The 22952-nt window shown below is 69.5% G+C and carries 27 protein-coding genes and 1 pseudogene; 9 read left to right on the forward strand and 19 right to left on the reverse strand.

Annotated features, from left to right (window positions below):
- Positions 1-13: 13 nt before the first annotated feature.
- The 3 genes from HOV91_RS05600 to HOV91_RS05610 form a co-directional block, all read right to left on the reverse strand.
- Entirely contained in the window at positions 14-1273 is a 1260-nt protein-coding gene (locus HOV91_RS05600; RefSeq protein WP_174184369.1) for a deoxyguanosinetriphosphate triphosphohydrolase, read from the reverse strand.
- A 5-nt stretch (positions 1274-1278) separates the two neighbouring features.
- Positions 1279-1959 (reverse strand): YdcF family protein, encoded by a 681-nt coding sequence (locus HOV91_RS05605; RefSeq protein WP_174184471.1) that lies wholly within the window; start codon positions 1957-1959, stop codon positions 1279-1281.
- 110 nt (positions 1960-2069) lie between these two features.
- A complete protein-coding gene (locus HOV91_RS05610; RefSeq protein WP_312884480.1) occupies positions 2070-2747 on the reverse strand; it encodes an MBL fold metallo-hydrolase in 678 nt (225 codons plus the stop codon).
- Positions 2748-2777: 30 nt separating this feature from the next.
- Between HOV91_RS05610 and HOV91_RS05615 the strand changes: the two genes are divergently transcribed.
- Positions 2778-4742, forward strand: coding sequence for a TPM domain-containing protein (locus tag HOV91_RS05615; RefSeq protein ID WP_174184370.1), 1965 nt, complete (start codon positions 2778-2780; stop codon positions 4740-4742).
- Positions 4743-4790: 48 nt separating this feature from the next.
- Positions 4791-5609 (forward strand): MerR family transcriptional regulator, encoded by an 819-nt coding sequence (locus HOV91_RS05620; RefSeq protein WP_174184371.1) that lies wholly within the window; start codon positions 4791-4793, stop codon positions 5607-5609.
- A gap of 48 nt (positions 5610-5657) precedes the next feature.
- Here the strand turns inward: HOV91_RS05620 and HOV91_RS05625 are convergent, their stop codons facing one another.
- Positions 5658-6920 (reverse strand): phthiocerol/phthiodiolone dimycocerosyl transferase family protein, encoded by a 1263-nt coding sequence (locus tag HOV91_RS05625; protein ID WP_174184372.1) that lies wholly within the window; start codon positions 6918-6920, stop codon positions 5658-5660.
- Between the two features lie 70 nt (positions 6921-6990).
- Between HOV91_RS05625 and HOV91_RS05630 the strand changes: the two genes are divergently transcribed.
- Together HOV91_RS05630 and HOV91_RS05635 are read left to right on the forward strand one after the other, a co-directional pair.
- Positions 6991-7641 (forward strand): TenA family protein, encoded by a 651-nt coding sequence (locus HOV91_RS05630; protein ID WP_174184373.1) that lies wholly within the window; start codon positions 6991-6993, stop codon positions 7639-7641.
- 14 nt (positions 7642-7655) lie between these two features.
- A complete protein-coding gene (locus HOV91_RS05635) occupies positions 7656-8045 on the forward strand; it encodes a DUF1707 domain-containing protein (protein WP_312884481.1) in 390 nt (129 codons plus the stop codon).
- Positions 8046-8093: 48 nt separating this feature from the next.
- Here the strand turns inward: HOV91_RS05635 and HOV91_RS05640 are convergent, their stop codons facing one another.
- Positions 8094-9485 (reverse strand): glycine--tRNA ligase, encoded by a 1392-nt coding sequence (locus HOV91_RS05640; protein WP_312884482.1) that lies wholly within the window; start codon positions 9483-9485, stop codon positions 8094-8096.
- A 193-nt stretch (positions 9486-9678) separates the two neighbouring features.
- Between HOV91_RS05640 and HOV91_RS05645 the strand changes: the two genes are divergently transcribed.
- Both HOV91_RS05645 and HOV91_RS05650 read left to right on the forward strand, forming a co-directional pair.
- The gene (locus tag HOV91_RS05645) at positions 9679-10029 is read left to right on the forward strand and encodes an ArsR/SmtB family transcription factor (RefSeq protein WP_043688763.1); all 351 of its coding nucleotides are present in this window, start codon (positions 9679-9681) and stop codon (positions 10027-10029) included.
- Between the two features lie 3 nt (positions 10030-10032).
- Entirely contained in the window at positions 10033-10470 is a 438-nt protein-coding gene (locus HOV91_RS05650) for a Fur family transcriptional regulator (protein WP_174184375.1), read from the forward strand.
- A gap of 201 nt (positions 10471-10671) precedes the next feature.
- Here HOV91_RS05650 and HOV91_RS05655 read toward each other — a convergent pair whose 3' ends face one another.
- A complete protein-coding gene (locus HOV91_RS05655) occupies positions 10672-11637 on the reverse strand; it encodes a hypothetical protein (protein WP_174184376.1) in 966 nt (321 codons plus the stop codon).
- 103 nt (positions 11638-11740) lie between these two features.
- Here HOV91_RS05655 and HOV91_RS05660 point away from each other — a divergent pair, with 103 nt between their 5' ends.
- Complete coding sequence (locus HOV91_RS05660) at positions 11741-12358, forward strand: TetR/AcrR family transcriptional regulator (protein ID WP_174184377.1); 618 nt, start codon at positions 11741-11743, stop codon at positions 12356-12358.
- A 134-nt stretch (positions 12359-12492) separates the two neighbouring features.
- Here HOV91_RS05660 and HOV91_RS05665 read toward each other — a convergent pair whose 3' ends face one another.
- Positions 12493-12903, reverse strand: a complete 411-nt coding sequence (locus tag HOV91_RS05665; protein ID WP_174184378.1) for a YbjN domain-containing protein — start codon at positions 12901-12903, stop codon at positions 12493-12495.
- Positions 12904-12917: 14 nt separating this feature from the next.
- Entirely contained in the window at positions 12918-13736 is an 819-nt protein-coding gene (locus tag HOV91_RS05670; RefSeq protein ID WP_217439674.1) for an isoprenyl transferase, read from the reverse strand.
- A 122-nt stretch (positions 13737-13858) separates the two neighbouring features.
- Between HOV91_RS05670 and HOV91_RS05675 the strand changes: the two genes are divergently transcribed.
- The gene (locus HOV91_RS05675; RefSeq protein ID WP_174184380.1) at positions 13859-14239 is read left to right on the forward strand and encodes an Aca2/YdiL-like domain-containing protein; all 381 of its coding nucleotides are present in this window, start codon (positions 13859-13861) and stop codon (positions 14237-14239) included.
- Here HOV91_RS05675 and recO read toward each other — a convergent pair.
- The 9 genes and pseudogenes from recO to HOV91_RS41005 form a co-directional block, all read right to left on the reverse strand.
- Positions 14196-15023 (reverse strand): DNA repair protein RecO, encoded by an 828-nt coding sequence (gene recO / locus HOV91_RS05680; protein ID WP_312884483.1) that lies wholly within the window; start codon positions 15021-15023, stop codon positions 14196-14198. The genes HOV91_RS05675 and recO overlap by 44 nt on opposite strands.
- A 300-nt stretch (positions 15024-15323) precedes the next feature.
- Complete coding sequence (locus HOV91_RS05685) at positions 15324-15524, reverse strand: DUF6186 family protein (protein ID WP_174184381.1); 201 nt, start codon at positions 15522-15524, stop codon at positions 15324-15326.
- Positions 15521-15931 (reverse strand): hypothetical protein, encoded by a 411-nt coding sequence (locus HOV91_RS05690; protein WP_174184382.1) that lies wholly within the window; start codon positions 15929-15931, stop codon positions 15521-15523. Before HOV91_RS05690 ends, HOV91_RS05685 begins: the two co-directional genes overlap by 4 nt.
- 102 nt (positions 15932-16033) lie before the next feature.
- The gene (locus HOV91_RS05695) at positions 16034-16639 is read right to left on the reverse strand and encodes a TetR/AcrR family transcriptional regulator (RefSeq protein ID WP_174184383.1); all 606 of its coding nucleotides are present in this window, start codon (positions 16637-16639) and stop codon (positions 16034-16036) included.
- Positions 16626-17492: an alpha/beta fold hydrolase gene (locus HOV91_RS05700; protein ID WP_174184384.1), complete on the reverse strand. Its 867-nt coding sequence runs from the start codon at positions 17490-17492 to the stop codon at positions 16626-16628. The genes HOV91_RS05695 and HOV91_RS05700 overlap by 14 nt, the downstream gene beginning before the upstream one ends.
- An 83-nt stretch (positions 17493-17575) precedes the next feature.
- Complete coding sequence (locus HOV91_RS05705) at positions 17576-18148, reverse strand: hypothetical protein (RefSeq protein ID WP_174184385.1); 573 nt, start codon at positions 18146-18148, stop codon at positions 17576-17578.
- 178 nt (positions 18149-18326) lie between these two features.
- Positions 18327-18710, reverse strand: coding sequence for a DUF5955 family protein (locus HOV91_RS05710; protein ID WP_174184386.1), 384 nt, complete (start codon positions 18708-18710; stop codon positions 18327-18329).
- Positions 18707-20242, reverse strand: coding sequence for an AbeC-like domain-containing protein (locus HOV91_RS05715; RefSeq protein WP_174184387.1), 1536 nt, complete (start codon positions 20240-20242; stop codon positions 18707-18709). The genes HOV91_RS05710 and HOV91_RS05715 overlap by 4 nt, the downstream gene beginning before the upstream one ends.
- 3 nt (positions 20243-20245) lie before the next feature.
- Positions 20246-20338 (reverse strand): annotated as a pseudogene (locus HOV91_RS41005) (zinc-ribbon domain-containing protein); the annotation flags it as partial.
- Between the two features lie 210 nt (positions 20339-20548).
- Between HOV91_RS41005 and HOV91_RS05720 the strand changes: the two are divergent.
- On the forward strand, positions 20549-21979 hold the full coding sequence (locus HOV91_RS05720) for an amidase (RefSeq protein WP_174184388.1): 1431 nt from the start codon (positions 20549-20551) through the stop codon (positions 21977-21979).
- Between the two features lie 92 nt (positions 21980-22071).
- Here the strand turns inward: HOV91_RS05720 and HOV91_RS05725 are convergent, their stop codons facing one another.
- A complete protein-coding gene (locus tag HOV91_RS05725) occupies positions 22072-22302 on the reverse strand; it encodes a hypothetical protein (RefSeq protein ID WP_174184389.1) in 231 nt (76 codons plus the stop codon).
- 4 nt (positions 22303-22306) lie between these two features.
- Complete coding sequence (locus HOV91_RS05730; RefSeq protein ID WP_174184390.1) at positions 22307-22786, reverse strand: DNA-directed RNA polymerase subunit beta; 480 nt, start codon at positions 22784-22786, stop codon at positions 22307-22309.
- Positions 22787-22952 lie beyond the last annotated feature (166 nt).

Raw genomic sequence — 22952 nt, forward strand, 5'->3', positions numbered from 1 at the left:
ACGCACCTCCGGTCTAGGCGTCCAGGTGGACCGCTACTCGCTCCAAACGGCTTTCGGTGTAGGAGGCGATCTGGTCCACGACGACGCGCACGCGGGCGGTGTCGTCGGACGCCGCGTTCCAGAACGGCAGCAGGAGCGGGTCGAGGCTGTGCGGGGCGGTCGCCAGCAACCGGTCGGCCACGGCGAGGATGCGTTCGCGCTGGGCGGCCTGCCGCAACCGGTGCGCCGAGTCGGACATCACGTAGCGCAACGCGACGGTCTTCAGCAAGGCCACCTCGGCGGCGACGATGCGCGGCACCTCCAGGTCGGCGGCATAGCGGGACAAGGGTTCCTGGCCCGCCACCTCCCGGGTCGCCATGATCGCGGCGGTGGCGAAGCGGCCGACCAGCTCGCTGGTGAGACGCTTCAGCGCGACCGAGGCGGTGAACGTGCCGTCGTAGCCGGAGGCCGCCGCGACCACCGGCAGTTCCGACAGCCGTTGCGCGGCGGCGATCAGCTCGTCGGCCGCCAGCGAGTGCTGGAACTGCCCCAGCGCCGCGAGCGCGTCCTGTTCGGTGGGGTCGGCCAGCGCGCGTAGATCGATCCGGCCCGCGAGGACGCCGTCCTCGACGTCGTGCACCGAATAGGCGACGTCGTCGGACCAGTCCATGATCTGGCATTCGAGGCTGCGGCGCCGGTCCGGCGCACCCTTGCGGATCCACTCCAGGCGTTCGATGTCGACTTCGTAGGCGCCGAACTTGGTGCCGGGACCCGTTCGCCCCCACGGGTATTTGATCGCCGCGTCCAGTGCGGCGCGGGTGAGGTTGAGGCCCGCGCTGGTGGCGTCGGGTTCGAGCACTTTGGGTTCGAGGCGGGTGAGGATGCGCAGGTTCTGCGCATTGCCCTCGAAACCGCCGTATGCGTCGGCGAAAGTGTCGAGTGCCTTCTCCCCGTTGTGACCGTAGGGCGGGTGGCCGATGTCATGGGCCAGTCCGGCCAGGTCGACCAGGTCCGGGTCGCAGCCGAGGCCGTCTGCGATGCTGCGGCCGATCTGGGCGACTTCCAGGGAATGGGTGAGCCGGGTGCGTGGGGTGTCGCCCTCGCGGGGGCCCATGACCTGTGTTTTGTCGGCCAGCCTGCGCAGGGCCGCGGAGTGCAGCACGCGGGCGCGGTCGCGGGCGAACTCGGTGCGGTGGCCGGTCTCGAACTCACTGCGCGGCGGGCCGAGTCCCGCGGTCTTGGCGCCCTCGACGACGAGGCGTTCGGTGTCGTGATCGGTGTACCGGGCGCTCATCGGTCTCACTGTCCAGCCGTGTAGGCGAAGTCCGCGGAGAAGTGGGTGAGCTGGTACCAGAGCAGGGCGCCGGTCTCCCTTGCGATGCCGTGCGCCTGGGATTCGCGCGTGTAGACGGCGGGGCCGGTCCTGGTCGGCGCGGTCCACGCGGCCAGTCCCTCGTCCCTGGCCATGGTGCGGGTGCGCAGCGAGTGCCAGGGATCGCTGACCAGCACCGCCGAGGACATGTCCCGTGCGCGCATCGCCGTCGCCACGGCCTCGATGCTGCGCAAGGTGTCCGATCCGGTTTCGACGGCCAGGATCTTGTCACCGGGTACGCCGCGCGCTTGCAGGTAGTTCTTGCCCGACGCGGCTTCGGTGAACAGATCGCCCTCCTGCTTGCCGCCCACGGTGATGACCCGAGGCGCGACGCCGGCACGGAACAGCCGGTAGGCCCGGTCGAGTCGCGCTTCGAACACCGAGGACGGCGTTCCGGAGTACTGCGCCGCGCCGAGCACGACGATCGCGTCGGCCTTCGTGTAGTCATCGATGCGCGCTACCTGCCACACCCGAAACGCGGTCCCGCCGACCAGCACCGCCCCCATCACCACCGAACCGATGACCAGTCGCCGTGCCCAGCGCAGCAACCCCGCGCCGAAGCCGTGCGGCCGGGCCGGGTCGGGAGCCGGGTGAGCTCGGGTGCGCATCGTTGGCAAATCCACTCCCCAAGTCTGCCAGTAGCGGCATCACGGACCGGTAACCGTCGGAGCCCGCTCGATACCGGTTGCCGGCTCAGCGCCCCCTGCGACGCCGACGGTTACCAGCCGCGGGCTCGCCAAGCCGGAAGGTCGGGGCGCTCGGCACCTAGCGTGGTGTCGTCACCGTGGCCGGGGTAGACGACGGTGTCGTCGGGGTAACGGTCGAACAACTTCGTGGAGACGTCGGTGATCAGGGAGGTGAAGTCCTCCGGTGCGGTGGTGCGGCCGACGCCGCCGGGGAACAGCGAGTCGCCGGTGAACAGGTGGGTGCGGCCCGCCCCGTCGGTGAGCGCGAGGGTGATCGAGCCCGGCGTGTGGCCGCGCAGGTGGATCACCTCGAAGACGAGGTCGCCGACCGTGACGGTGTCGCCTTCGGCGAGCAGCCGGTCCGGGCGCACCGGCAGCGGGGCGGCGTCGAGCGGATGGGCCGCGGTGGGGGCGCCGGTGGCGGCGGCGGTCTCCCGCAGCGCCATCCAGTGGTCCCGGTGCTGATGCGTGGTGACGATCAACTCGACTCGCCCCGGCGCCTCCTGCTCGAGCAGGGCGGCGATACGCGGCGCCTCGTTGGCTGCGTCGATCAGCAGGGCGGCGCCCGTGGCGGTGCACTGCACCAGGTAACAGTTGTTGTCCATGCCGCCGACGGACATCTTGACGATGCGGGCGCCGGGGACGTCGCGCTGTTGCGGGTTCGAATCCGCTGACACGTGGCCGCTGTACGGGCGATCGATGGTGATCACGAAACGATGCTAGCGAGCTAGATTCGTGCCATGTCATCGCCGCCGCGGATCAGCCTCGCTCGCATGCTCGCGATCAGCGTTCTGCTCGCCGTGTTCGCCCTGGCCGTGGCTCCTGCGGCGGGGGCGGAACCGCCGCTGCGGATGGACACCTACGTGGAGGACCAGGCCGGCGCGCTCGACCAGGGTCAGCGCGACCAAGTGCGCAATGCGGTGAACCAGCTCTACGCCGATCACCAGATCCGGCTGTGGGTCGTGTACGTGCGCGACTTCGACGGCCTCACTCCGCAGGACTGGTCGGCGCGCACCGCATCGATGTCCGGGTTCGGCGGGCGGGATCTCCTGCTGGCCGTCGCCACCGAGGATCGCGCGTATTGGCTGGCGGGTGAGCTGCCCAGCGGCGTGAGCGAGTCCGAGCTCGACGACATCGCGATCCGGGAGGTCGAGCCCGCCCTGCGCGACGGCCGCTGGGCCGATGCCGGGGTCGCGACGGCCGCCGGACTGGACGCGGCCATGCGCGGCGGCGTGGTGAGCGTCCGAGCGCTGCTCGTCCTCGGCCTGCTCGTCGTCCTCGGCGCGGGCGGCCTCGTGTGGTACGCGCGCAAACGGCGGCGGGACCGGGCGGAGGCCGAACTCGGGGCGGCGCGGCAGGTGGACCCGGAGAACACCGCGGCGCTGTCGGCATTGCCGTTGGACGCGCTGCACGCCCGCTCGCGCGAGGCGCTGGTGGAGATCGACAACGCCATCCGCACCAGCGGCGAGGAACTCGACCTCGCCACGGGCGAGTTCGGCGCCACCGCGACGGTCCCCTTCCGCACGGCTCTCGACAACGCGAAAGCCGCTGTCGCCGAAGGGTTCTCGATCCGGCAACGCCTGGACGACGCCATCCGGGAGACAGCGGACGAACAGCGCGCACTGCTGGTCGACCTGATCGGCACGGTGGGGCGCGCCGACCGGGAACTCGACGCGCAGGTCGCCGCCTTCGACGCCATGCGCGATCTGCTGCTCGACGCCCCGGTGCGGCTGGACGCTCTGACCAGGGACATCGTGGACGTCACCGCCCGGGTCCCCGCCTCGGAGGGCGAGCTGAACCGGCTCGCCGCCACCCATCCGGCCAGTGTGCTCGCGCCGATCGAGGACAACGTGCGGATGGCGCGGGAGCGGATCGCGTTCGCGGAGCAGAGCGTCGACGCGGGACGGTCCGCCCTCACCGAGCCGGTCGGTGAGCAGGGCGGCGCGGTCGCCGCCATCCGGTCGGCCGAAGCCGCGATCGGTCAGGCCCGTGCCCTGCTCGACGCGGTCGACAACGCGTCCGGCGCCATCCGGCAGGCCCGCGACGGCCTCCCCGCCGTGCTGGACGAACTGCGCCGCGACATCGCCTACGCGGCCGAACTCTCCGGCTATGGCGGGCCGGAATTGGCGCAGGCCCGCACCACCGCGCAGTCCGCGCTGGACAAGGCGACCGAAGCGGCGGACACCGACCCGCTCAGCGCCTTCCACGACGCGGTCACCGCCGACGCCGACCTCGACCGTGCCGTCGCCGCCGCCACCGACCGCAAAGAGGCCGCCGAGGACCTGCGGCGCAGGCTCGAGCACGCGCTCACCGACGCGGGTGCGCGGATCGGTTCGGCCGCCGACTACCTCGCCACCCGGCGCGGGGGCATCGACGCCGAAGCGCGCACCCGGCTCTCGGAAGCACAGCGCAACCTCGACCAGGCGCGGCGGCTGAGCGCGAGCGACCCCGCCACGGCGCTGCGTCATGCCCAGGCGGCGACTGATCTGGCCGGGCGCGCGCTACAGGCGGCGCAGGCCAGCGTGCGCGCCTGGGAGTCGGCGCGGGGTCCCTCCGGCGGCGTCCACACCGGGGCGGTGCTCGGCGGCATCCTGCTCGAAGGGCTGCTGCGAGGGGCGGCGGGCGGCGGGCGCGGCGGCTGGAGCCCCGGCTCGTTCGGCGGTTCGTCGGGCTCCCGGCGGATCGGCCGCGGCGGACGATTCTGACCGCGGCTTGACCCTGACACCGTGTGAGGCCATAGACCAGGACTCGTCATGTTGAGTATCGGAGACTTCGCCAGGCACGGACAGGTGTCGGTGCGCATGCTGCGCCACTACGACGCGATCGGGCTGCTGCGGCCCGACCGGGTCGACGCCGCCAGCGGTTACCGCTATTACGAGGCGGGACAGCTGGCACGGCTCAATCGCATCGTCGCGCTGAAGGATCTCGGCTTCACCCTCGACCAGGTGCGCCGGATCTTGGACGAGCGGGTGGGCGGCGCCGAACTGCGCGGCATGCTCATGCTCCGCCGCGCCGAGCTCGAGCAGCGCATCACGAGCGACCGCGCCCGCCTGAGCCAGGTCGAGACGAGGCTCCGCGTCATCGAGAAGGAGGGCTTCATGTCTGCCCACGATGTGGTGATCAAATCCGTTCCCGCTGTTCGAGTAGCCGAGTTGTCCGGTGTGGCGGGCGATTTCGAACCCGGTTCGATCGGCCCGGTGATCGGTCCGCTGTTCGAGGACCTGTGCGCTCGGCTGGCGCGTGCGGAGGTCACACCGGTCGGTCCCGGGATCGCGTACTACGAACAGCGCGAGGACGGCACGATCCTCGCCCACGCCGCGATGCCGGTCGACCTCGATCCGGACGGTGGGCACGATTTCGCGGTGGTGGATCTGCCCGCCGTCGAGCGGGCCGCGACCGTGGTTCATCGCGGCAGCATGGAGCTGGTCCTTGAACCCTGGCAGGCGCTCGGACGCTGGATCGATGACAACGGCTACCGCATCGCCGGGCCCAGCCGCGAGGTCACCCTGGTCTATACCGAGGACACCGCGGGCTGGGTCACCGAGTTGCAGGAGCCCGTCCAGCCGAAATGAGACCGGGCCGCGGCGGCGGCTCGTCCGCCACGGCCCGTCCCAGCGGGTTCAGTTCACGCGGACCGCCGACAACGCGGTCAGCTCGGTCCGCACCTCCTGCCGCAGGTCGTCGGTGCGCGCGCCGCCACCGAGCACGCCGACGGTCAGCTCACCCGCGAAGGTGTAGGCCAGATAGGTGACCGCGGCCGACGCGCCAGCGGAAGGGCGAGGATGCGCGGAGAGGTAGACGATCTCGTAATCGGTCGGTTCCAGGCCGGCGGGCATGCGGAACGCGGGAACGACTCCGGTGTTGGTCACCGCGACATGCCCGGCCAGCGAGTGGATCCTGGTGGCGCCGTAGTAATCCGGGAAATGCAGCACGGACTGCTGCACGACGCCTTCGGCCAGATCGTGCGTCAACCGGGCGGAAACGCGCTGTGCGAGTTCGACGACGTTCGCCTCGGGATCCACCTCCGCCGCGAAGGCGGCCATCCCCGCCATATTGGTGCCCGCCGCCGTGGCGACCGGTGGTCGCAGCCGAGTGCGCAGGTCCACCGGGTACAGGCAGCCCAGCGGCGTGGCTCCACCGGCGGCCACGCGTGCGTAGGCCCGCAGCAGCGCCGCGGTGAGCAGGCCGTTCACCGTCACGCCGGTCTTGCGGCCCAGATCCACGATCCTCGCGGTCTCCGCTCGGTCCAACCGCACGCGCGGCGGGCGGGCGAGCGTGCTCGGCGCGGGCTGCGCGCTGTCGGGCGGCACTGTCCTCTCCTCGGGCGGAAGCGGCTTGGTCACGTCCTCGAATCCGGACACCGCGGCTTCGGCGATGCCCCGCGCGGCGACATGCCACTCCAGCGATTGCGGAATCCCTTGCGGGGCAATGCTCGTCGGTCGACCTTCGACAAGGCCGGTGTAGCAGTCCCACAGCCGTGCCAGCAGTTCTACGCAATGTCCCGCGTCGGCGACGCTGTGGTGGGCGAACAGCGTGACGCGCCACTCGTGCGCACCCGCGCCGACCACGTCCAGGTAGGCCAGCTGGACCGCGGGGTCCACGGCGGGGGTGCCGATCGCCGCCACGTCACCCTCCCGCACGAGCGCAGGCACCCATGCGCGCTCGTTCGCCTCCAGCAGATGGCCTTGTCCCGCATCGTCTTCCGCGATCCGGCAGCCGATCACCGGATACGCGCGCCGCAACGCCGCGAATGCCTCCCCCAACGCCGTCACCTCGAGCGCGCCCCGCACCGACACCGACCGGCCCGTGTAGGTGCCGTGCCGCACGAACCGCTGCTCCGACGGCGCCAACGGCCGGATCGGAGCGTCCTCATCCCACAACATTCCGCAAGAGTGCGGCACCACCGGCACGGGTGCAAACCGACCGGGCGGACGGATGCGGAAGACTGCCGGTATGAGTCTCGCGGCACATCTGGAGAAGATCGGTCTGCCTTCGGTGGAGGAACAGCTGACCCACCCCACCGTGGTGGGTATCGCCGAGGGCACGCTGCCCGAACCGGTGTTCCGGTCCTGGTTGGAGCAGGACTATCTGTTCCTGCTCGACTACGTCCGGGTCTTCGCCCGCCTCGCGTGGCAGGCTCCAGCCGCCCATCTGGGCGACCTGGTCGACCTCGCGCACGCCACCTACCACGAGGAACTGTCGCTGCACCGCTCGCTGGCCGCCGAGTTCGGCGCCGACCTCGACGGCGCCGCCAAAGGCGCACCGTGCGCGGCGTACACGGCGTTCCTGCTGGACTCCGCCGCGTCCTACGGCGAGGGCCTCGCCGCCCTCTACCCGTGCATGTGGGGATACTCCACGCTCGGCGCGCGGCTGGCCCAGCGCCCGCCCGCCGAACCGCGCTACCGCCGCTGGGTCGACACCTACGCCGATCCGGGATTCGCCGCACTCACCCGCCGCTGCGCGCAGATGATCGACGAGTCCGGCGCGGATCCGGCACGCGCGGAGGACCTTTTCCGCGAAGGACTGCGGCACGAGCTGGCGTTCTGGGACGTGCCGCTGAATCCTGTTGGCACGGATGGTCATCCCGCACCACAGCCCCGGTGACCTACGCTGACATCGTGAGTCAGGATCACGTGCGGGCGTCCGACGCCGATCGCGAGAAGATGATCGACCAGCTGCGGCAGGCGATGAACGAGGGCAGGCTGACGCTGCCCGAATTCGACGAACGGCTGCAACAGGTGTACGCCGCCAAGACCTACGGCGAGCTGACGCCGCTGCTGTCCGACCTCCCCGCGCATCGGCAATCGCAGCAGGCGCGCACCACCGGCATTCCGCAATGGATCACGATCATGTGGATCCCGTGGGTATTCGTCAACGTGTTGTGCGTGGCGATCTACCTGGCCACCGGCGCGGGCTACTTCTGGCCGTTCTGGGTCGCCGCGCCCTGGGGGTTCGCGCTGCTCATTCCGACCACGATCGGCATCATCACGCGGAAGAAGAGTTGCTGAACAGCGGCGTCCCGCGGCCGCTCGGGACCACGGGACGCCGCGGCGAACTCAGGCGCCGATCAGGTGCTGGGCGAGGTAGCCCTCCACCTTGTCCAGCGCGATGCGCTCCTGGGTCATCGTGTCGCGCTCGCGGATGGTCACGGCCTGGTCGTCGAGCGTCTCGAAGTCGACGGTGATGCAGAACGGCGTGCCGATCTCGTCCTGGCGGCGGTAGCGGCGGCCGATGGCGCCCGCGTCGTCGAACTCGACGTTCCAGTTCTTGCGCAGCCGTGCGGCCAGATCCTTCGCCTTCGGCGTGAGATCGGCGTTGCGCGAGAGCGGAAGCACCGCCGCCTTCACCGGCGCGAGACGGCGATCCAGGCGCAGCACCGTGCGGGTGTCCACGCCGCCCTTGGCGTTGGGCGCCTCGTCCTCGGCGTAGGCGTCGACCAGGAAGGCCATCAGCGAGCGGGTGAGGCCCGCCGCGGGCTCGATGACGTACGGGATGTAGCGCTCGTTGGTGGTCTGGTCGAAGAAGCTCAGCTCGGTGCCGGAGTGCTCGGAGTGCGTCTTCAGGTCGAAGTCGGTGCGGTTGGCGACGCCCTCGAGCTCACCCCACTCGTTGCCCTGGAAGCCGAAGCGGTACTCGATGTCGGTGGTGCCCGCCGAGTAGTGCGAGAGCTTGTCCTTCGGGTGCTCGAACAGCCGCAGGTTCTCCGCGGCGATGCCGAGATCGGTGTACCAGGAGAACCGCGTCTCGATCCAGTACTTGTGCCACTCCACGTCCTCGCCCGGCTTGACGAAGTACTCCATCTCCATCTGCTCGAACTCGCGGGTGCGGAAGATGAAGTTGCCCGGGGTGATCTCGTTGCGGAAGCTCTTGCCGATCTGGGCGATGCCGAACGGCGGCTTCTTGCGCGCGGTCGTCATCACGTTGGCGAAGTTCACGAAGATGCCCTGGGCGGTCTCCGGGCGCAGGTAGTGCAGGCCCTCCTCGGACTCGATCGGGCCGAGGTAGGTCTTGAGCATCATGTTGAAGTCGCGCGGCTCGGTCCAGCGGCCGACGGTGCCGCAGTTCGGGCACGCGAGCAGTTCCATCGAGACCGTGTCCGGGTCGTCGATCTTGTTCTTCAGCGCGTACGCCTCCTGCAGGTGGTCCTGCCGGAAACGGTGGTGACAGTTCAGGCACTCCACCAGCGGGTCGTTGAACACGCCGACGTGGCCGGAGGCCACCCACACCTGGCGGGGCAGGATCACCGACGAGTCGAGGCCGACGACGTCCTCGCGGCTGGTGACCATGGCGCGCCACCACTGCTTCTTGATGTTCTCCTTGAGCTCGACACCCAGCGGACCGTAATCCCACGCCGACTTGGTGCCTCCGTAGATCTCACCGCACGGGTACACCAGACCCCGGCGCTTGGCGAGGTTGGCAACGGTGTCCACCTTCGACTTGGGTGCCACGCGAGAATTCTCCATCCACTGCGAGTCGGATTCTTGTTGCCTCGACACGATAGTTTGGCGTCGACGCTGCGATTGTGCCCAGCCTATCGGCAGGCCCGGCGCCGGTTTCAACCGCACGGTTCGGCGCGCCCGTTTGACATGCGCACCTGTGCATACGCAAACTGGTAATGCTTTCCATTAAGGAGTTGGTGACATGACCGCCGAGACCGCCGCGGCACCGCCGCACAACCCGTATCGGTCGCCCGGCCCGGCGCCGGTCCCCGCACGCACCGTGCTGGAGGACGCGGGTGAGCTGTTGCGGGCGCTGGCAGCGCCGGTACGGATTGCTATCGTGCTGCAGTTGCGCGAGTCGCCGCGTTGCGTCCACGAGTTGGTCGACGCGCTCGGTGTCACGCAACCACTGGTCAGTCAGCATCTGCGTATCCTCAAGGCCGCCGGTGTCGTACACGGTGAGCGTTCGGGTCGCGAGGTGCTCTACGAACTCGTCGACGACCATCTGGCGCACATCGTCGTCGACGCCGTCGCGCACGCCGAGGAAGGGTGATTCGTGCCAGACAACACGGCCGCTCCGCAAAAACCGGTCGGTATCCGCAGCACCAGGCAGCGCAGCGCCATCGCCGCGCTGCTCGGTGATATCGAAGAGTTCCGCTCCGCCCAGGATCTACACGACGAGTTGCGCAAACGTGGCGAGGGCATCGGCCTGACCACGGTCTACCGAACGCTGCAGTCGCTGGCCGACGCGGGCATGGTGGACGTGCTGCGTACCGACTCCGGCGAGTCGGTCTACCGGCAGTGCTCCACCGGCCACCATCACCACCTGGTGTGCAGGCATTGCGGCCGCACCGTGGAGGTGGAGGGCCCGACAGTGGAGGCGTGGGCCGAGGCGATCGCGCACGAGCACGGCTTCACCGAGATCAGCCACACCCTGGAGGTGTTCGGCACCTGCACTTCCTGCGAGACGGCGCGTCGGCGCACCAGCAGGTGATCGAGCCGCTTTCCGGCGGGTCCGGTCGATGCGGCCCCGCAGGGCGGCCGCGCACCGGGTTTCGGTGTCATCGAGACACGCGAAAGCGACCCGGCCGCATGGTGGCCGGGTCGCTCGGGGCGGCGGGCTTCGAGCACCCGCACCGTCCTGCACCGAGGGCGGGCCGCTCTCGTTCGAGGGCGGCTCGCCCAGTGACCGAATTCAGCTGACGGGCACCGCGTTCCGCGCCGGAGCGTGGGCCGGACGACCGCGCAGCGTGCCGATGCCCAGCAGGGTGAGCGCGATCGCGCTCCAGACCAGCAGCACCACCAGCGGGCCGGTCGCGGCGGCGCCGTCGAAGAACGCCACCGAGCGCAGCAGTGACGCGGCGGCTCCGGGCGGCAGCAACTGTCCGACGACGCCCCACGGCTGCGGCAACAGCTCCGGCGCCGACGTGGCCGCCGAGAACGGGTTGCCGATCAGCAGCATGGTGAGCGCGGCGAGGCCGACCCCCGCCGTACCGAGCACGGCCGCGAGGCCCACCACCGAGCCTGCGACCGCGAACGACACCAGACCGGCGACCGAGGCGAGCACCAGGTACGACCCGGGCACCACCGACATCCAGCCCTGAATGATCGCCATGCTCAGCAACCCGCCCGCGACGCCGAAGGTGACCAGACCGATCACCCTGCCGCCGAACGCGGGAATCAACAGTGCCAGCAGCACACCCGCCGCGATGCCGGACATGACCAACGGCAGCACCATCGCGCCGAACGCGGTCCCGCGTGGATCGTCCGAGTCGGCCGCGACCACGTCCTCCACCCGGGCGGCGGGCGCGCCGGAGAGCTGCTGCCCGATCTGGGTGAGCTGCTGTGCGACGGCGGGACTCGCGCCGGAGGCGACCAGCACGCGCGGCGGCCCGTCGCCGGTGATGACGGCCCCGTAGACCTCCCGGTCCTCGATCGCGGCCCGGGCGGCGGCCTCGTCCGCGGGCGTACTGATCTCGAAGGCGCCCGGACTGTGTTCGGCGAGCTTGCCGGTGACCATCGCGGCCTGTGGACCGGTGACGGCCAGCGGCACGTCCCGTGGCGCGATATTGGCGGCCGGCCAGGCGAACGCGATCAGCATCAGCGCCTGGAGCAGTGCGGCGCCCAGACCGAGAGCCAACGCCCGCTGCGTGGTGTTCATGGCCTACTCCTAAAAATCGAATGCTCGTTCTTTTTAGTTGCGCCTACCGTCGCACGCGGCCCGGCGGTTGTCAAGAACGAACATTCGTTTTACTTTGGTAAGCATGCCCCGAGTCAGTGAAGAGCACCTCGAACGCCGCAGGCAACAGATCCTCGACGGCGCGCGGCGCTGCTTCACCCGCAAGGGGTTCCACGAAACGTCCATGCAGGACGTGTTCGCGGAATCCGGGCTCTCCGCCGGTGCGGTGTACCGCTACTTCAAAAGCAAGGACGAACTCGTCACGGCGCTGGCCATGGAGACGACGGTGTCGCTGCGGATCGCCATGGGCCAGGCGATCAACCGCGAGCCGCTGCCCACGCCCGCCGAACTGATGTCCATGATCGCCGAGGAGGTCGTGCGGCGCAGCGGGCCCGACGGGCCGGTGCGGCTGGCGCCGCAAGCGTGGGCGCTCGCGCTGGTGCATCCCGGCGCGGCGGTGATGGTCCGCGAGACGATGAGCGCGATGCGCGCGCTGTGGGTGACCTACGCCGAACGCATGCGCGACAAGGGCTGGCTACCCGAAGACGCCGACGTCGACGCCGTGGCCAAGGCGATCATCGGACTGCTGCCCGGATTCATCCTCCAGCACCTCATCCTCGGCGACCTCGACCCGCAAACGCTGGCGCGCGGCGTGCGCACCCTGCTCCCCTACGGCGAAGACACCGACCCGAACGAGGACTGATCGGGGCGAGCAGCCGCCGGGCCCCATGCGCCGCCGAACTCGGAATCGCCGTGGTCGCCGAAGTCATGCCGCGAAGGTCGCGGGCACTCGCCCAGGCACCCGCACGACTGTCACGACTCCGGCAGGACACGACCTCAGGGCAGCAGGCCCTTCCTGGACCGGCTCGCGTTGGACAGCACGAGCAGCAGCATCGTGGTGAGGGCCTGGTCGTCCAAGCCCGCGGCGGGGAAGGTGTAGCGCAGGATGACGTCGGCGAGGTTGCCGCGGCCGATCACGGTCAGCGAACCGAATTGCAGCGCGTTGTTGCGCTCGGCCACGCGCTTGTGCAACTGCGGCTTCAGCGGCCGGTCCCAGGCCAGCACGCAGGTGAGGCTCAGCACGTCCAAGCCGGGCGCCAGGTTCACCGCGCGCAGCGAGGACAGCGCGCCCTCGTACTCGAAGCCCAGCGAACCCTCCGGGTCGACGCGCACGTCGATGCCGTAACTCGACAGGCAGGCTCCGGCCCGCGCCTGAAGCTCCCGCTCCGGGGTCACCGCTGCGTCCATGTCCGTGCCGCCGTTCACTTGGTGCCGCCGAAACGGCGGTCCCGCGAAGCGTACTGCAGACACGCCTCCCACAGGTTGCGCCGATCGAAGTCGGGGAAAAGCGTGTCCTGGTAGACGAATTCGGCGTAGGCCGACTGCCAGATGAGGAAGTTGGAGCTGCGGAACTCACCCGACGGACGCAGGAACAGGTCCACGTCCGGCATGTCCGGCTCGTCCAGGTATCTCGCCACCGTCGCCTCGGTGACCTTCTCCGGATCGATCTCGCCCGCCGCCACCCGGCGCGCGATCTCCCGTGCCGCGTCGGCGATCTCGGCGCGGCCGCCGTAGTTGACGCACATGGTCAACGTCATCACCGTGTTGTCCTTGGTGAGTTCCTCGGCGATCTCGAGTTCCTTGATCACGCTGCGCCACAGGCGCGGGCGGCGACCCGCCCAGCGCACCCGCACGCCCATCTCGTGCATCTCGTCGCGGCGGCGGCGGATCACGTCACGGTTGAAGCCCATGAGGAAGCGCACCTCCTCGGGGCTGCGCCGCCAGTTCTCGGTGGAGAAGGCATAGGCCGACAGCCACTTCACACCGATCTCGATGCAGCCCTCGACGGTGTCCATCAGCACCGCCTCGCCGCGCTCGTGCCCGGCGGTGCGGGGCAACCCGCGTTCCTGTGCCCAGCGCCCGTTGCCGTCCATCACGAGCGCGACATGCGACGGCACCAATTCCGGCGGCAGTTCGGGCGGCCGAGCTCCCGACGGATGCGGCGAGGGCGGGCGGACGGCGCCCGCGCGCTTCGGCTCGGTCGCGGTAGCGGAGTCTCGGCGGAGGATCACGGCCTCCATCCTGCCTGATCGCCGCCACTGCCCTGCCGCCGCGTTGCTTCCTGATGAATTCCGCGGTTCCCACCGGCGCCGGTGACTTATTCTTTTCCCTAATCGTGATACTGGGGAGGGGTTTCTCGGACGTGACCGATTTACCAGGCACCGGGACCGCGGCGGGATTCCGGGCCACTCGCGAATTACTCGGCCTCCCGGTCCCTTGGTGCGCGCGATTCTTCGCGGTCGCGGAACGCACCGTCGAGCGATGGGAGAAGGGCGCCTTCCAAATCCCCGACAGCGTGGCACGCGAACTCGCCGCCCTCGCGGACGAGACCGAACAGGTGGTGGAGGCGATGGTCGACGCCATCGACGCCGGGGAGATCTCACCCCGCCTGCACACTTATCGAACCAACGACGATTACGCCAAACACGAGCCGGATACCCGCTACCCGGCCACCTGGCATCGCGCGGTGTGCGCGCGCGTCATGATCGAGCTACCTCAGGTAGAACTTCAATTCGTGGAGTAAGCGGCTGACTCGCCTCCGCTCGATTTTCCTGCGGCTGCTTCTCCTGCGGCGCCCCGGACCGCTCGATCAACGGCAGGGTGCGCAGTTGACGTTCCAGATGCCACTGCAAGTGCGCCGCGACCAACCCGCTGGCCTGTCTGCGCACCGCGTCCGGCGTCGTCTCGACGCGCTCCCACTCCCCGCGCAACAACGCGACCAGCAGATCGAGCACGCCGGGGCCAGGTGTCGCCGCGCCTGGCGGACGGCAGTGCACGCACACCGCGCCACCGGCCGCGACATGGAAAGCGCGATGCGGACCCGGCGTCGCGCACTTGGCGCATTCGTCCAAAGCGGGCGCCCAGCCCGCGAAACCCATGGCGCGCAACAGGAACGCGTCCAGGATCAGTTCGTGCGGCCGCTGCTTGGCCGCGATGGCGCGCAAGGCGCTCGCGGTGAGCGCGTGCAGCCGGGGCGCGGGCGCGTGCTCCTCGCCCGCCAGCCGTTCGGCGGTCTCCAGCACGGCGCACGCGGTGGTATACCGCCCGTAGTCGTCGATGATGTCGGCGGCGAACGACTCCATCGTGTGCACCTGGGTGACGGTGTCCAGCGTGCGCCCCGGATACAGCTGCACGTCGATGTAGGAGAACGGCTCCAACCGGGCCCCGAACCTCGACTTGGTGCGCCGCACCCCCTTGGCGACCGCACGGACCAGGCCGTGCTGTCGCGTGAGCAGCGTGACGATGCGATCCGCCTCACCCAGCTTGTGCTGGCGAACCACTACCGCCTCGTCCCGATACAACCGCACGGGGGTCAGCTTAATTGCCGCGCCTGCGGCGCGGCGTGTTCGCGGCCCCATGGTGGCTCGCGTTTGCGCGGCCGCCGCTTGCTCCTTCGTCGCTTGCGCGGCGGCCGCGCAAACGCGAGCCGGGCCGCGAACGGCGCATGCTCGGTCTCGCTTCGCTCGAAAGACGTGGTTGGGGTGAGCTGGGCACGTTGGAATGTGCACTTCCGACACACCGCACGCCGTCCCGCACGGACGCATGGACGCACGGCCGGATAGCACCGGCAGCGGCCCGCGTGATGCGGAAGCGTCGGGCGCGTGGGGTTACCGGGCCAGGAAGTGCCAGCCGAGCCACGCCCACACCAGGACGGCGGTGATCTTCGTTGCTCGGGTGCTGGTCAGGTACTCGATCGTCTCGCTCAGAGACGCGATCAGGTCCCGGCGTAACCAGGTGACCGCGGCCGCGGCCAGCGCGACTGCCAAGAGCAGGCAGAACCCGGCGATGACGATGGCGCGGTCGCTCATCGCGACACCAGCCACCATCCGGCGCCCAGCCAGACCAGCCATCCGGCGAACCGCAGCGGCCACTGTTCGAGCGCCGGATCCAGCAGCGTGGACAAGCTCGGATGTTCTGGGCTCGGCTGGTTCAGGGCCGGTTGCCGCAGCAATGCGTAGACCTCCCAGGCCGACGCCGCCACCAACAGCGCCGCCCACACGGCAACGCCACGCCCGAGCCGGGCGGTGCGCGCAGGCCGCTCGATTCGCACGCGGAAGGCCGGCACCATCGCGCCCAGCGCCGCCACCGCGACGATCGCGGTCGCGGGCCAGCTGAACGGCCGGGTCGCGGCACCGCACACCGCCAGCACGAGACCCACGGTCAGCGTCACGCGCCACCGGAATCGACCTGCTGACCGTGCCGGTTGCTCCGTCATATGCGCAGGATAAGGCCCCGAATGGCCGGAAACGGGCAGGCTGGCGGCGCAACATGAGCAGCTGTCGATCGCCGAGTCGACGCGCCGGGCGCAGGCGAGCCGTCAGCCGCCGCTGCGCAGGAGACCGGAGATCAAGAGCAGCACCGACTGCTGGGTTTGCGCACGCGCGAGGTCTCGGTCGGCGGCGTGCGCGACGATCAGGGCGGCCTCGCTGACCACGCTGACGATCAGCTGGGCCAAGACGGGGACCGGGGCGTCGGCGATCAACCCGGCGGCGCGGGCGCGCTCGAGCTGCGCGGTGATCAGGCCGAGGCCGTGGGCGGACTCGAATTCGCGCCACGCCTGCCAGCCGAGCACCGCCGGGGCATCGGTGAGGCCGATGCGCAGCATCGCGGGGCGCTGGCAGACCTCCAGGAACAGACCGAGCCCTGCCGCCATGCCTGCCATCACGTCATCGGGATCGACCGCGGCGATGGCCTTTTCGATCTCCTCGGTGGTTTCGACTTCGATCTGCTCCAGCACCGCCAGGAACAATCCCCGTTTGTCGCCGTAGTGGTGGTGCAGCGCCCCGCGGGTGACGCCGGCCTCGGTGACCAGTTCCTCGGCCGAGGTTCCCGCGAAGCCGCGCTCGGTGAACAGGCGGCGGCCCGCCTGTTCGAGCGCGGCTCTGGTTGCGCGAGAGCGGTCTTCCTGGCTACGGCGTGGCATGCAGCCGAGTGAACTCCAGAATCGATTCGGCGAGCAACTCGGGCTGATCTTCCGAACTGAAGGTGTAGGAGTCGTCGATCAGTTTCAGCGTCGCGTTCGGCAGATCCCGGGCCAGTCGTTCGGCGGACGACACCGGGAAGATCCGATCTTCGCGCGCCCAGGCCAGCAGCACCGGGATGTCGACGTCGGCGAAGTGGCGCGCGGCCTCCATTGTGTACCGGCGGTGCACCGATTTCAGGAAGCGCCGCAGGTCTTTGCGGATCGCGGCGGAATTGCGGCTCGGCAGCAGGTAGGAGTCGACGATCTCCGGCGGTATGGGCCTTTTGGTGAGCCAGCCGAAAGCCAGCGGCAATCGATGCAGCGCCCGGACGCGCAGCACCTCGGTCAGCGGGCGGATCGACCCGGGCACCTTCGCCAACAGCGGAAGCGCCGTGAACGGCTGCGGCAGGAAGTGCTCGTAGCTGTCCACCGAGGCGAGCACGACGCGGCCGATCCTGGACCGATCGCGAGTGAGCAATACCTGGGTGATCGCGCCGCCGGTGTCGTTGGCGACCACGGTGACGTCGGTGAGGTCGAGACGCTCGAGGAACGCGGCGATCAGGTCCGCCACGCCGACCGGGGTCAGCTCCGCGTCCGGAACCGGGATCTCGTGTGCGCCGAGCGGCCAGTCCGGCGCGAGGCAACGGTATCCGGCCGCGGCGACGGCGGGCACGACATCGCGCCAGATGTCCGCGTTGACGAGCAGCCCGTGCACGAAGACGACCGGAGCGCCCTCCCCGGTCTCGTGGTAGCGAATGCGGCCACCGGGCAGCTCCACCTCGTGGGTGCGCCCGAGTGAAGTGCTTGTTGCCATAGGTCCTCCCAGTCCCGAACGGATACCTCCAGCCTTACATACATACGGTATGTATGTCTACAGGCATCCGTCCCGACCAGGAGTCAGCGGATCACCGCATCGACTATGACGTCGTTCCGGACGACGTAGTAGCCGGAGAACACCCGTATCGACCCATCGGTCTGGCGGGCCGACAGCTCGATGTGCACGGTGTCCCCGCTCTGCCCGGTGATCCGCACCGCCTCGTGCTCGGTCGTCGACAGACCTGCCACGAAGTGCTCGTAGTTGGTGTCCAGGTTCCGGCCACCCAACTCCCACGCACGGCCGTAGTCCCGCCGATTGATGGCGTCGAAGTACGCCGTCACGACCTTCGCCGGACCGGTCGCCGGGGCCGTCGTGGTCGTCGTCGTGGGGCGCGCGCTGCTGCGCGACGGCGTAGTGGTGCGGGCGCCCGTGCGCGACGGCGTGGCCGTGGCGGTACGGGCGCCCGTGGTCATCAGCGCCGGTCCGGACCCGACGGCCGACGCTTTCCGATCGGCCGCCGAGTCGTCGCCGGGGGCCACGACCAGCACCACCGCCACCACCGCGGCGGCGGCGAGCAGTACTCCCCCCGCGATGACGGCGGGGTTGCGCGGCGGCGGGGCACTCTCGACCGGCGGCCTCGGATTCCGCGCCAAGGCGGCCGACCTCGCGCCGCACCTGGTGCAGAATCGCCCCGCTCCGCCGACCGGTTCGTGCCCACAGCTCCAGCACACCCCCGCGCCGCACGCGGTGCAGTGCCGTTGCCGCCCACCGGACAGCGGTTCCCGGCATCTCCAGCAGTTCGCCATCTATGACCCCCGCATCGCGCGATGCTCAGCCGAGGACGACCTTGACCGCGATTTCCAGCGCGCTCACCACCGCGGCGAGCGAGGCGATGCCTGCGACCGACCGCCCGACGGCGTGCAGGAAACCCGAGAGCACCAGCCGGTTCGGTCGTTCCTTCGCCGCCTCGGCCACCGCCTGCCGCGTCGTTTCCTCGACCAGCTGCCGGTCCGGCAATTCCGCGTCGTACCGGCTGATCCGATCGAGCAGATCGTGCAGGGCGGAACGCAATTCCGCCACGGTCTGCGGAACCGGAATCGCGGCCGCCCCGGCGGTGTTCGACACCGTGCCGTCACGGCCCGCGACGACGGACCCGGTCAGGTTCGCGCTCCCACCGATGGAAACTCCGGTATTGCTGCCGACATTCTTGTTCATTCGCTTTCCCTTCTGCGCAGTGGATTGATTCTCGAGGGTTCGGCGGGTGCGGAAGCGGCCCGCGCGGAAACGCCGCCGATGGCGGAATTCAGCAGATTGGCGTCGCCGTTGATCGTCACGCTGCTGTTGATGATCTGCTCGCCGCGGCGAATCAGTTCGTCCGGATCGATATTTCGCTCGGTCAGGAACTGGGCCAGTGTCTCGAAGATTTTCTTCTCGACCGTCTTGGTGAACATCTCCTGGTCGAGCAGCTGGAAATAGCGGTGGTAGCGGATCGAGCGGCCACGCCGGTCGATCCGCAGATCGCCGGCCTCCTCACGGATGCTGATGAGCGCTCCGTGATCGAACGTGAACACCTGGCCGACCTCACTCACCTGGCGGGCGTACTTGCGTTCCCTGCGGAAATCGCCGAGCAGTTGCCGGATGGCGTCCGGCACCGCGTGCCAGTAGGTCCGGGGCAGACGCAGCAGGCTGCGCCCGCCGACGCGCAGCACCTGCGACGGCCGCGGGCGCAGCAGCAGATCATCGATCTCGTGGTACACCTGCCGCAGCGGCGGCAGAGCGCAGTAGTTCGCCTCCACGAACAGCGATGTCGAGCTGACGGCGAGGCGAACGAACGCGGTCCACACCGCCTCCCCGCCCCAGCCGACGAACTCCGCGGTCAGATAGGGCCGCGCCCGGTCTTCCGGTGACGTCATCAGGGACTCGATCGTCGTCTCCGGCACCCGATCCACGGGCCTTCCTGCGGGATCCGGCAGGAATCGCTCGTCGTGGTGGATGTCCCCGCCGTTGACGAACAGCCGGTTGTAGACGTTCAGTCCACGCATGTCGAGTTGCGCGATCTCCTTGCGGAGGCGTTCGTTCAACTCGACCGCGGTGAACGGCCGGACCGGCTCCTGATCCGGTCTCGGCTTGGTGATGTCCAGCGCCATCGACCAGGCCGAAAGCGGCCACCCGTGGCCGAGGAACGGCTGGTAGCCGTGATACGCCGTCACATTGCCGTCGGAATAGGCCGCGACGTGCTCGATCTGCTGCCGGACCGAGGGCTTCCGCGGTGCCGGAGCCGACGAGGAGCGAAACGTGCCGCGGCGCAGGGAATTCGCCGTCCCGCCCCAGCGTGCGACGCACCCTTCGCCCCACACGGCGAGCCAACCGACGAGGAGGGCGCCCAGCGACAGCGGCGAGAACAAGCGGAAGGGATCGAGGATCAGGAGCAGGCCCAGCAGCCCGGCGTCGAGGTCGGCCGCGGCGATCTGATTCCCGATGACGACGACCATCGTCGCGATCATCACCAGGTTGCGGGCGAGCTGCCGCTCCCGTGCGGCGACCGCGTGCTTCGCCACCGCGACGAGATCGACGCCCGGCGACCGGGCCACCGACCGCAACGGTTCCTCGAGCACCTTCTCGACGACCTCGGATGCCAGCGCACTGTCGAAATGAACCGCGGCGCAGAGATAACGGGTGGCTTCTTCCCGGCGCATCGCGCCGGTTTCGGTCTGCCGCGACGATTCCCCGGACTCCGTTCCGCGCAACCGCGCACCACAGTTCCCGCAGAACGCGGCGCCTGCGGGATTCGACTCTTCACATTCTGGGCATCGCACAGGACGAGCCAAGCATTCGGTCAGCATCCGGTCTACGAAAATGCCTGCGCTGTACCAACTCTGATTGCCACCTCGCCGCACGAGGAAAATTCACACCTGCGCACGATCTTTTGAGCAAGATCTTGCACGGCGGGCAATCGAGTTCCCACACGAACCCGCGGATGCGCGCAGCCACATTATGGACGCTTGACCAGGTGCCCGCTACGGTTGTTCGAAAGCGAACGACAGGGAGTTCACATGACAGTGTCCGATCCGACCCGGCTGCCGCCCGGCACCCGCGAACTGGGGCTGGCCGAACTGGCGGCCGCGATCGCGGACGGCGCGATCAGTTCGGCCGCGGCGGTCGGCGGCGCACTGGACCGGATCGACGCGGCACAGGGCACACTGAACGCCTTCCGCATCGTGCGCCGGGAACGCGCGCTGGCGGAGGCCGCCGACGCCGACCGGCGGTTGGCCGCCGGGGAACGACTGCCGCTGCTCGGCGTGCCCGTGGCGGTGAAGGACGACACCGATATCGCGGGCGAGCCGACCGCGTTCGGGTGCGGCGGCGAGTTCGCGCCGAAGACCGAGGACGCCGAATCGGTCCGTCGCCTGCGCGCGGCGGGCGCGGTGATCGTCGGGAAGACCAATACCTGCGAACTCGGGCAGTGGCCGTTCACCAGCGCCGCCTGGTTCGGCCACACCCGCAATCCTTGGGACCGCACCAGGACGCCGGGCGGCTCCTCCGGCGGAGCCTCGGCGGCCGTCGCGGCCGGACTGGTCCCCGCGGCGCTGGGTTCCGACGGCGCGGGCTCCATCCGCATCCCCGCCGCGTGGACGAACCTGGTCGGCATCAAACCCCAGCGCGGGCGGATCTCCACCTGGCCGGAGGCCGAGGCGTTCTACGGGCTCACCGTGAACGGGCCGCTGGCGCGCACCGTCGCGGACGCGGCGCTGCTGCTGGACGCCGCGGCCGGGCCGCACCCCGGCGACCTGCACACACCGGACCCGATCACCGCCTCGGACGCCGTCGGCCGTGACCCTGGCCGGTTGCGCATCGCCCTGTCGCTGCGCATCCCGTTCACCGCGACCAGAACCGCGCTGGACCCCGAGGTCGAGCAAGCGGTGCGGCGCACCGCCGACACGCTGCGCGGCCTCGGGCACACCGTCACCGTGGCCGACCTGCACTACGGCATCATGATCGGCGCCTCGTTCCTGCCGCGTTCGCTCGCCGGGATCCGGCGGGTGTACCACCAAACGCCCGGCCTCCAGGTCGATCCCCGTACCGCCGCCAACGCCCGAATCGGGCGCGTGCTCGACGGACCCGCCCTCTACGCCGCACGGCAACTGGAACCTCTGCTACACAGGCGGATCGGCCACTTCTTCCGCGACTACGACGTCGTCCTCGCGCCGACCACCGCGACTCCACCGCCGCGCGCCGAGGAGATCGACGGCATCGGCGTCAACGCCACCAACAACCTGATCACCGCCGCCTGCCCCTACACCTGGCCGTGGAACGTCCTGGGCTGGCCGAGCGTCAACGTCCCCGCCGGTTTCACCGACTCCGGCCTCCCCGTCGGCGCTCAATTGATGGGCACCGCGAACTCCGAACCTTTGCTGATCTCGTTGGCCGCCCAACTCGAATCCGAGCTCCAATGGCAGCGCCACCGTCCCACGCCGTGGTGGTGAACGAACCCGGTACGAACACGCCGGTCTCGCTCGCCCGAAGGTCCATAGCGCTCGGCCGGGTCGAAACCCACACCGGTCAGATCGACCGGCGACTATCGCGGTTGCGGCGGCTCCAGATAAAGGCGTTCGTTCGGCAATCGCGGTAATCCGGCTGGGTCGCCGGGGATCACGGTCACCGCGTCCGGGTAGTGGTAGGCGCGCCAGTCCTGTATGAAGCGGGACGCTGCGGATGTGCAGGCGGCGAAATTCAGGCGGAGGTCGTGGAATTGGATCGACAGGTGCACGTCGTCCTCATCCGGGCGCGGCGACAGCTGCGGGTCCATGGTGTCACCGCCTGCGGTGCGGTTGGCAAGCTCGGATCGACTCGATGACGACCATGCCGGACGGGCGGAAGGTGTCGCGTGGGGGTGTCACCCAGACGCGGAATCCCGCTTGGCGCGCGCCTGGTGAGGGCAATGCGATCTGCGCACCGAAGCGTGCTACCGAGACGTTGAGCCGGAACAACTCGGCGAACAACCTGATCTCGTCCGGCACGTCCGGCACGATCAGGAACGTCCATCGTTTCGAGCGCGGATGCGAGACGATCGGACCGGGTCGCACGCCCAGAGAGTGCATACGCGCTTTGACCGCAGCGCCGAGCTGATGCGGCATGGTGATCGCGCCTACTCGGCCCGCAGGCACGACGATACTTCCGAGTTCGGGTTGCACTCTGGCGGGTAGCCCGCAGGTCTCGCGATAAAAGCGGCACCGCGTCAACGGCGTATCGGCCTGCACCGGCGACAACACCTGAGTGTCCTCCAACCCCATCCCCGCATCTCCCCGCTCGTGGTGTGATGAGCACCCGGCGCCGAGGAGCACGCGCCATCGATCAGCCGCTCACAGCCGATCGATGTGCCGTTGGGCGCAACGGCATCGACCCGGCACCGGATGCAAGATCAGCATCCAGCGACGAGGCGACGTAATACAGGAACGC

The sequence above is a fragment of the Nocardia barduliensis genome, assembly GCF_013315795.1.
Lineage (GTDB): Bacteria > Actinomycetota > Actinomycetes > Mycobacteriales > Mycobacteriaceae > Nocardia > Nocardia barduliensis.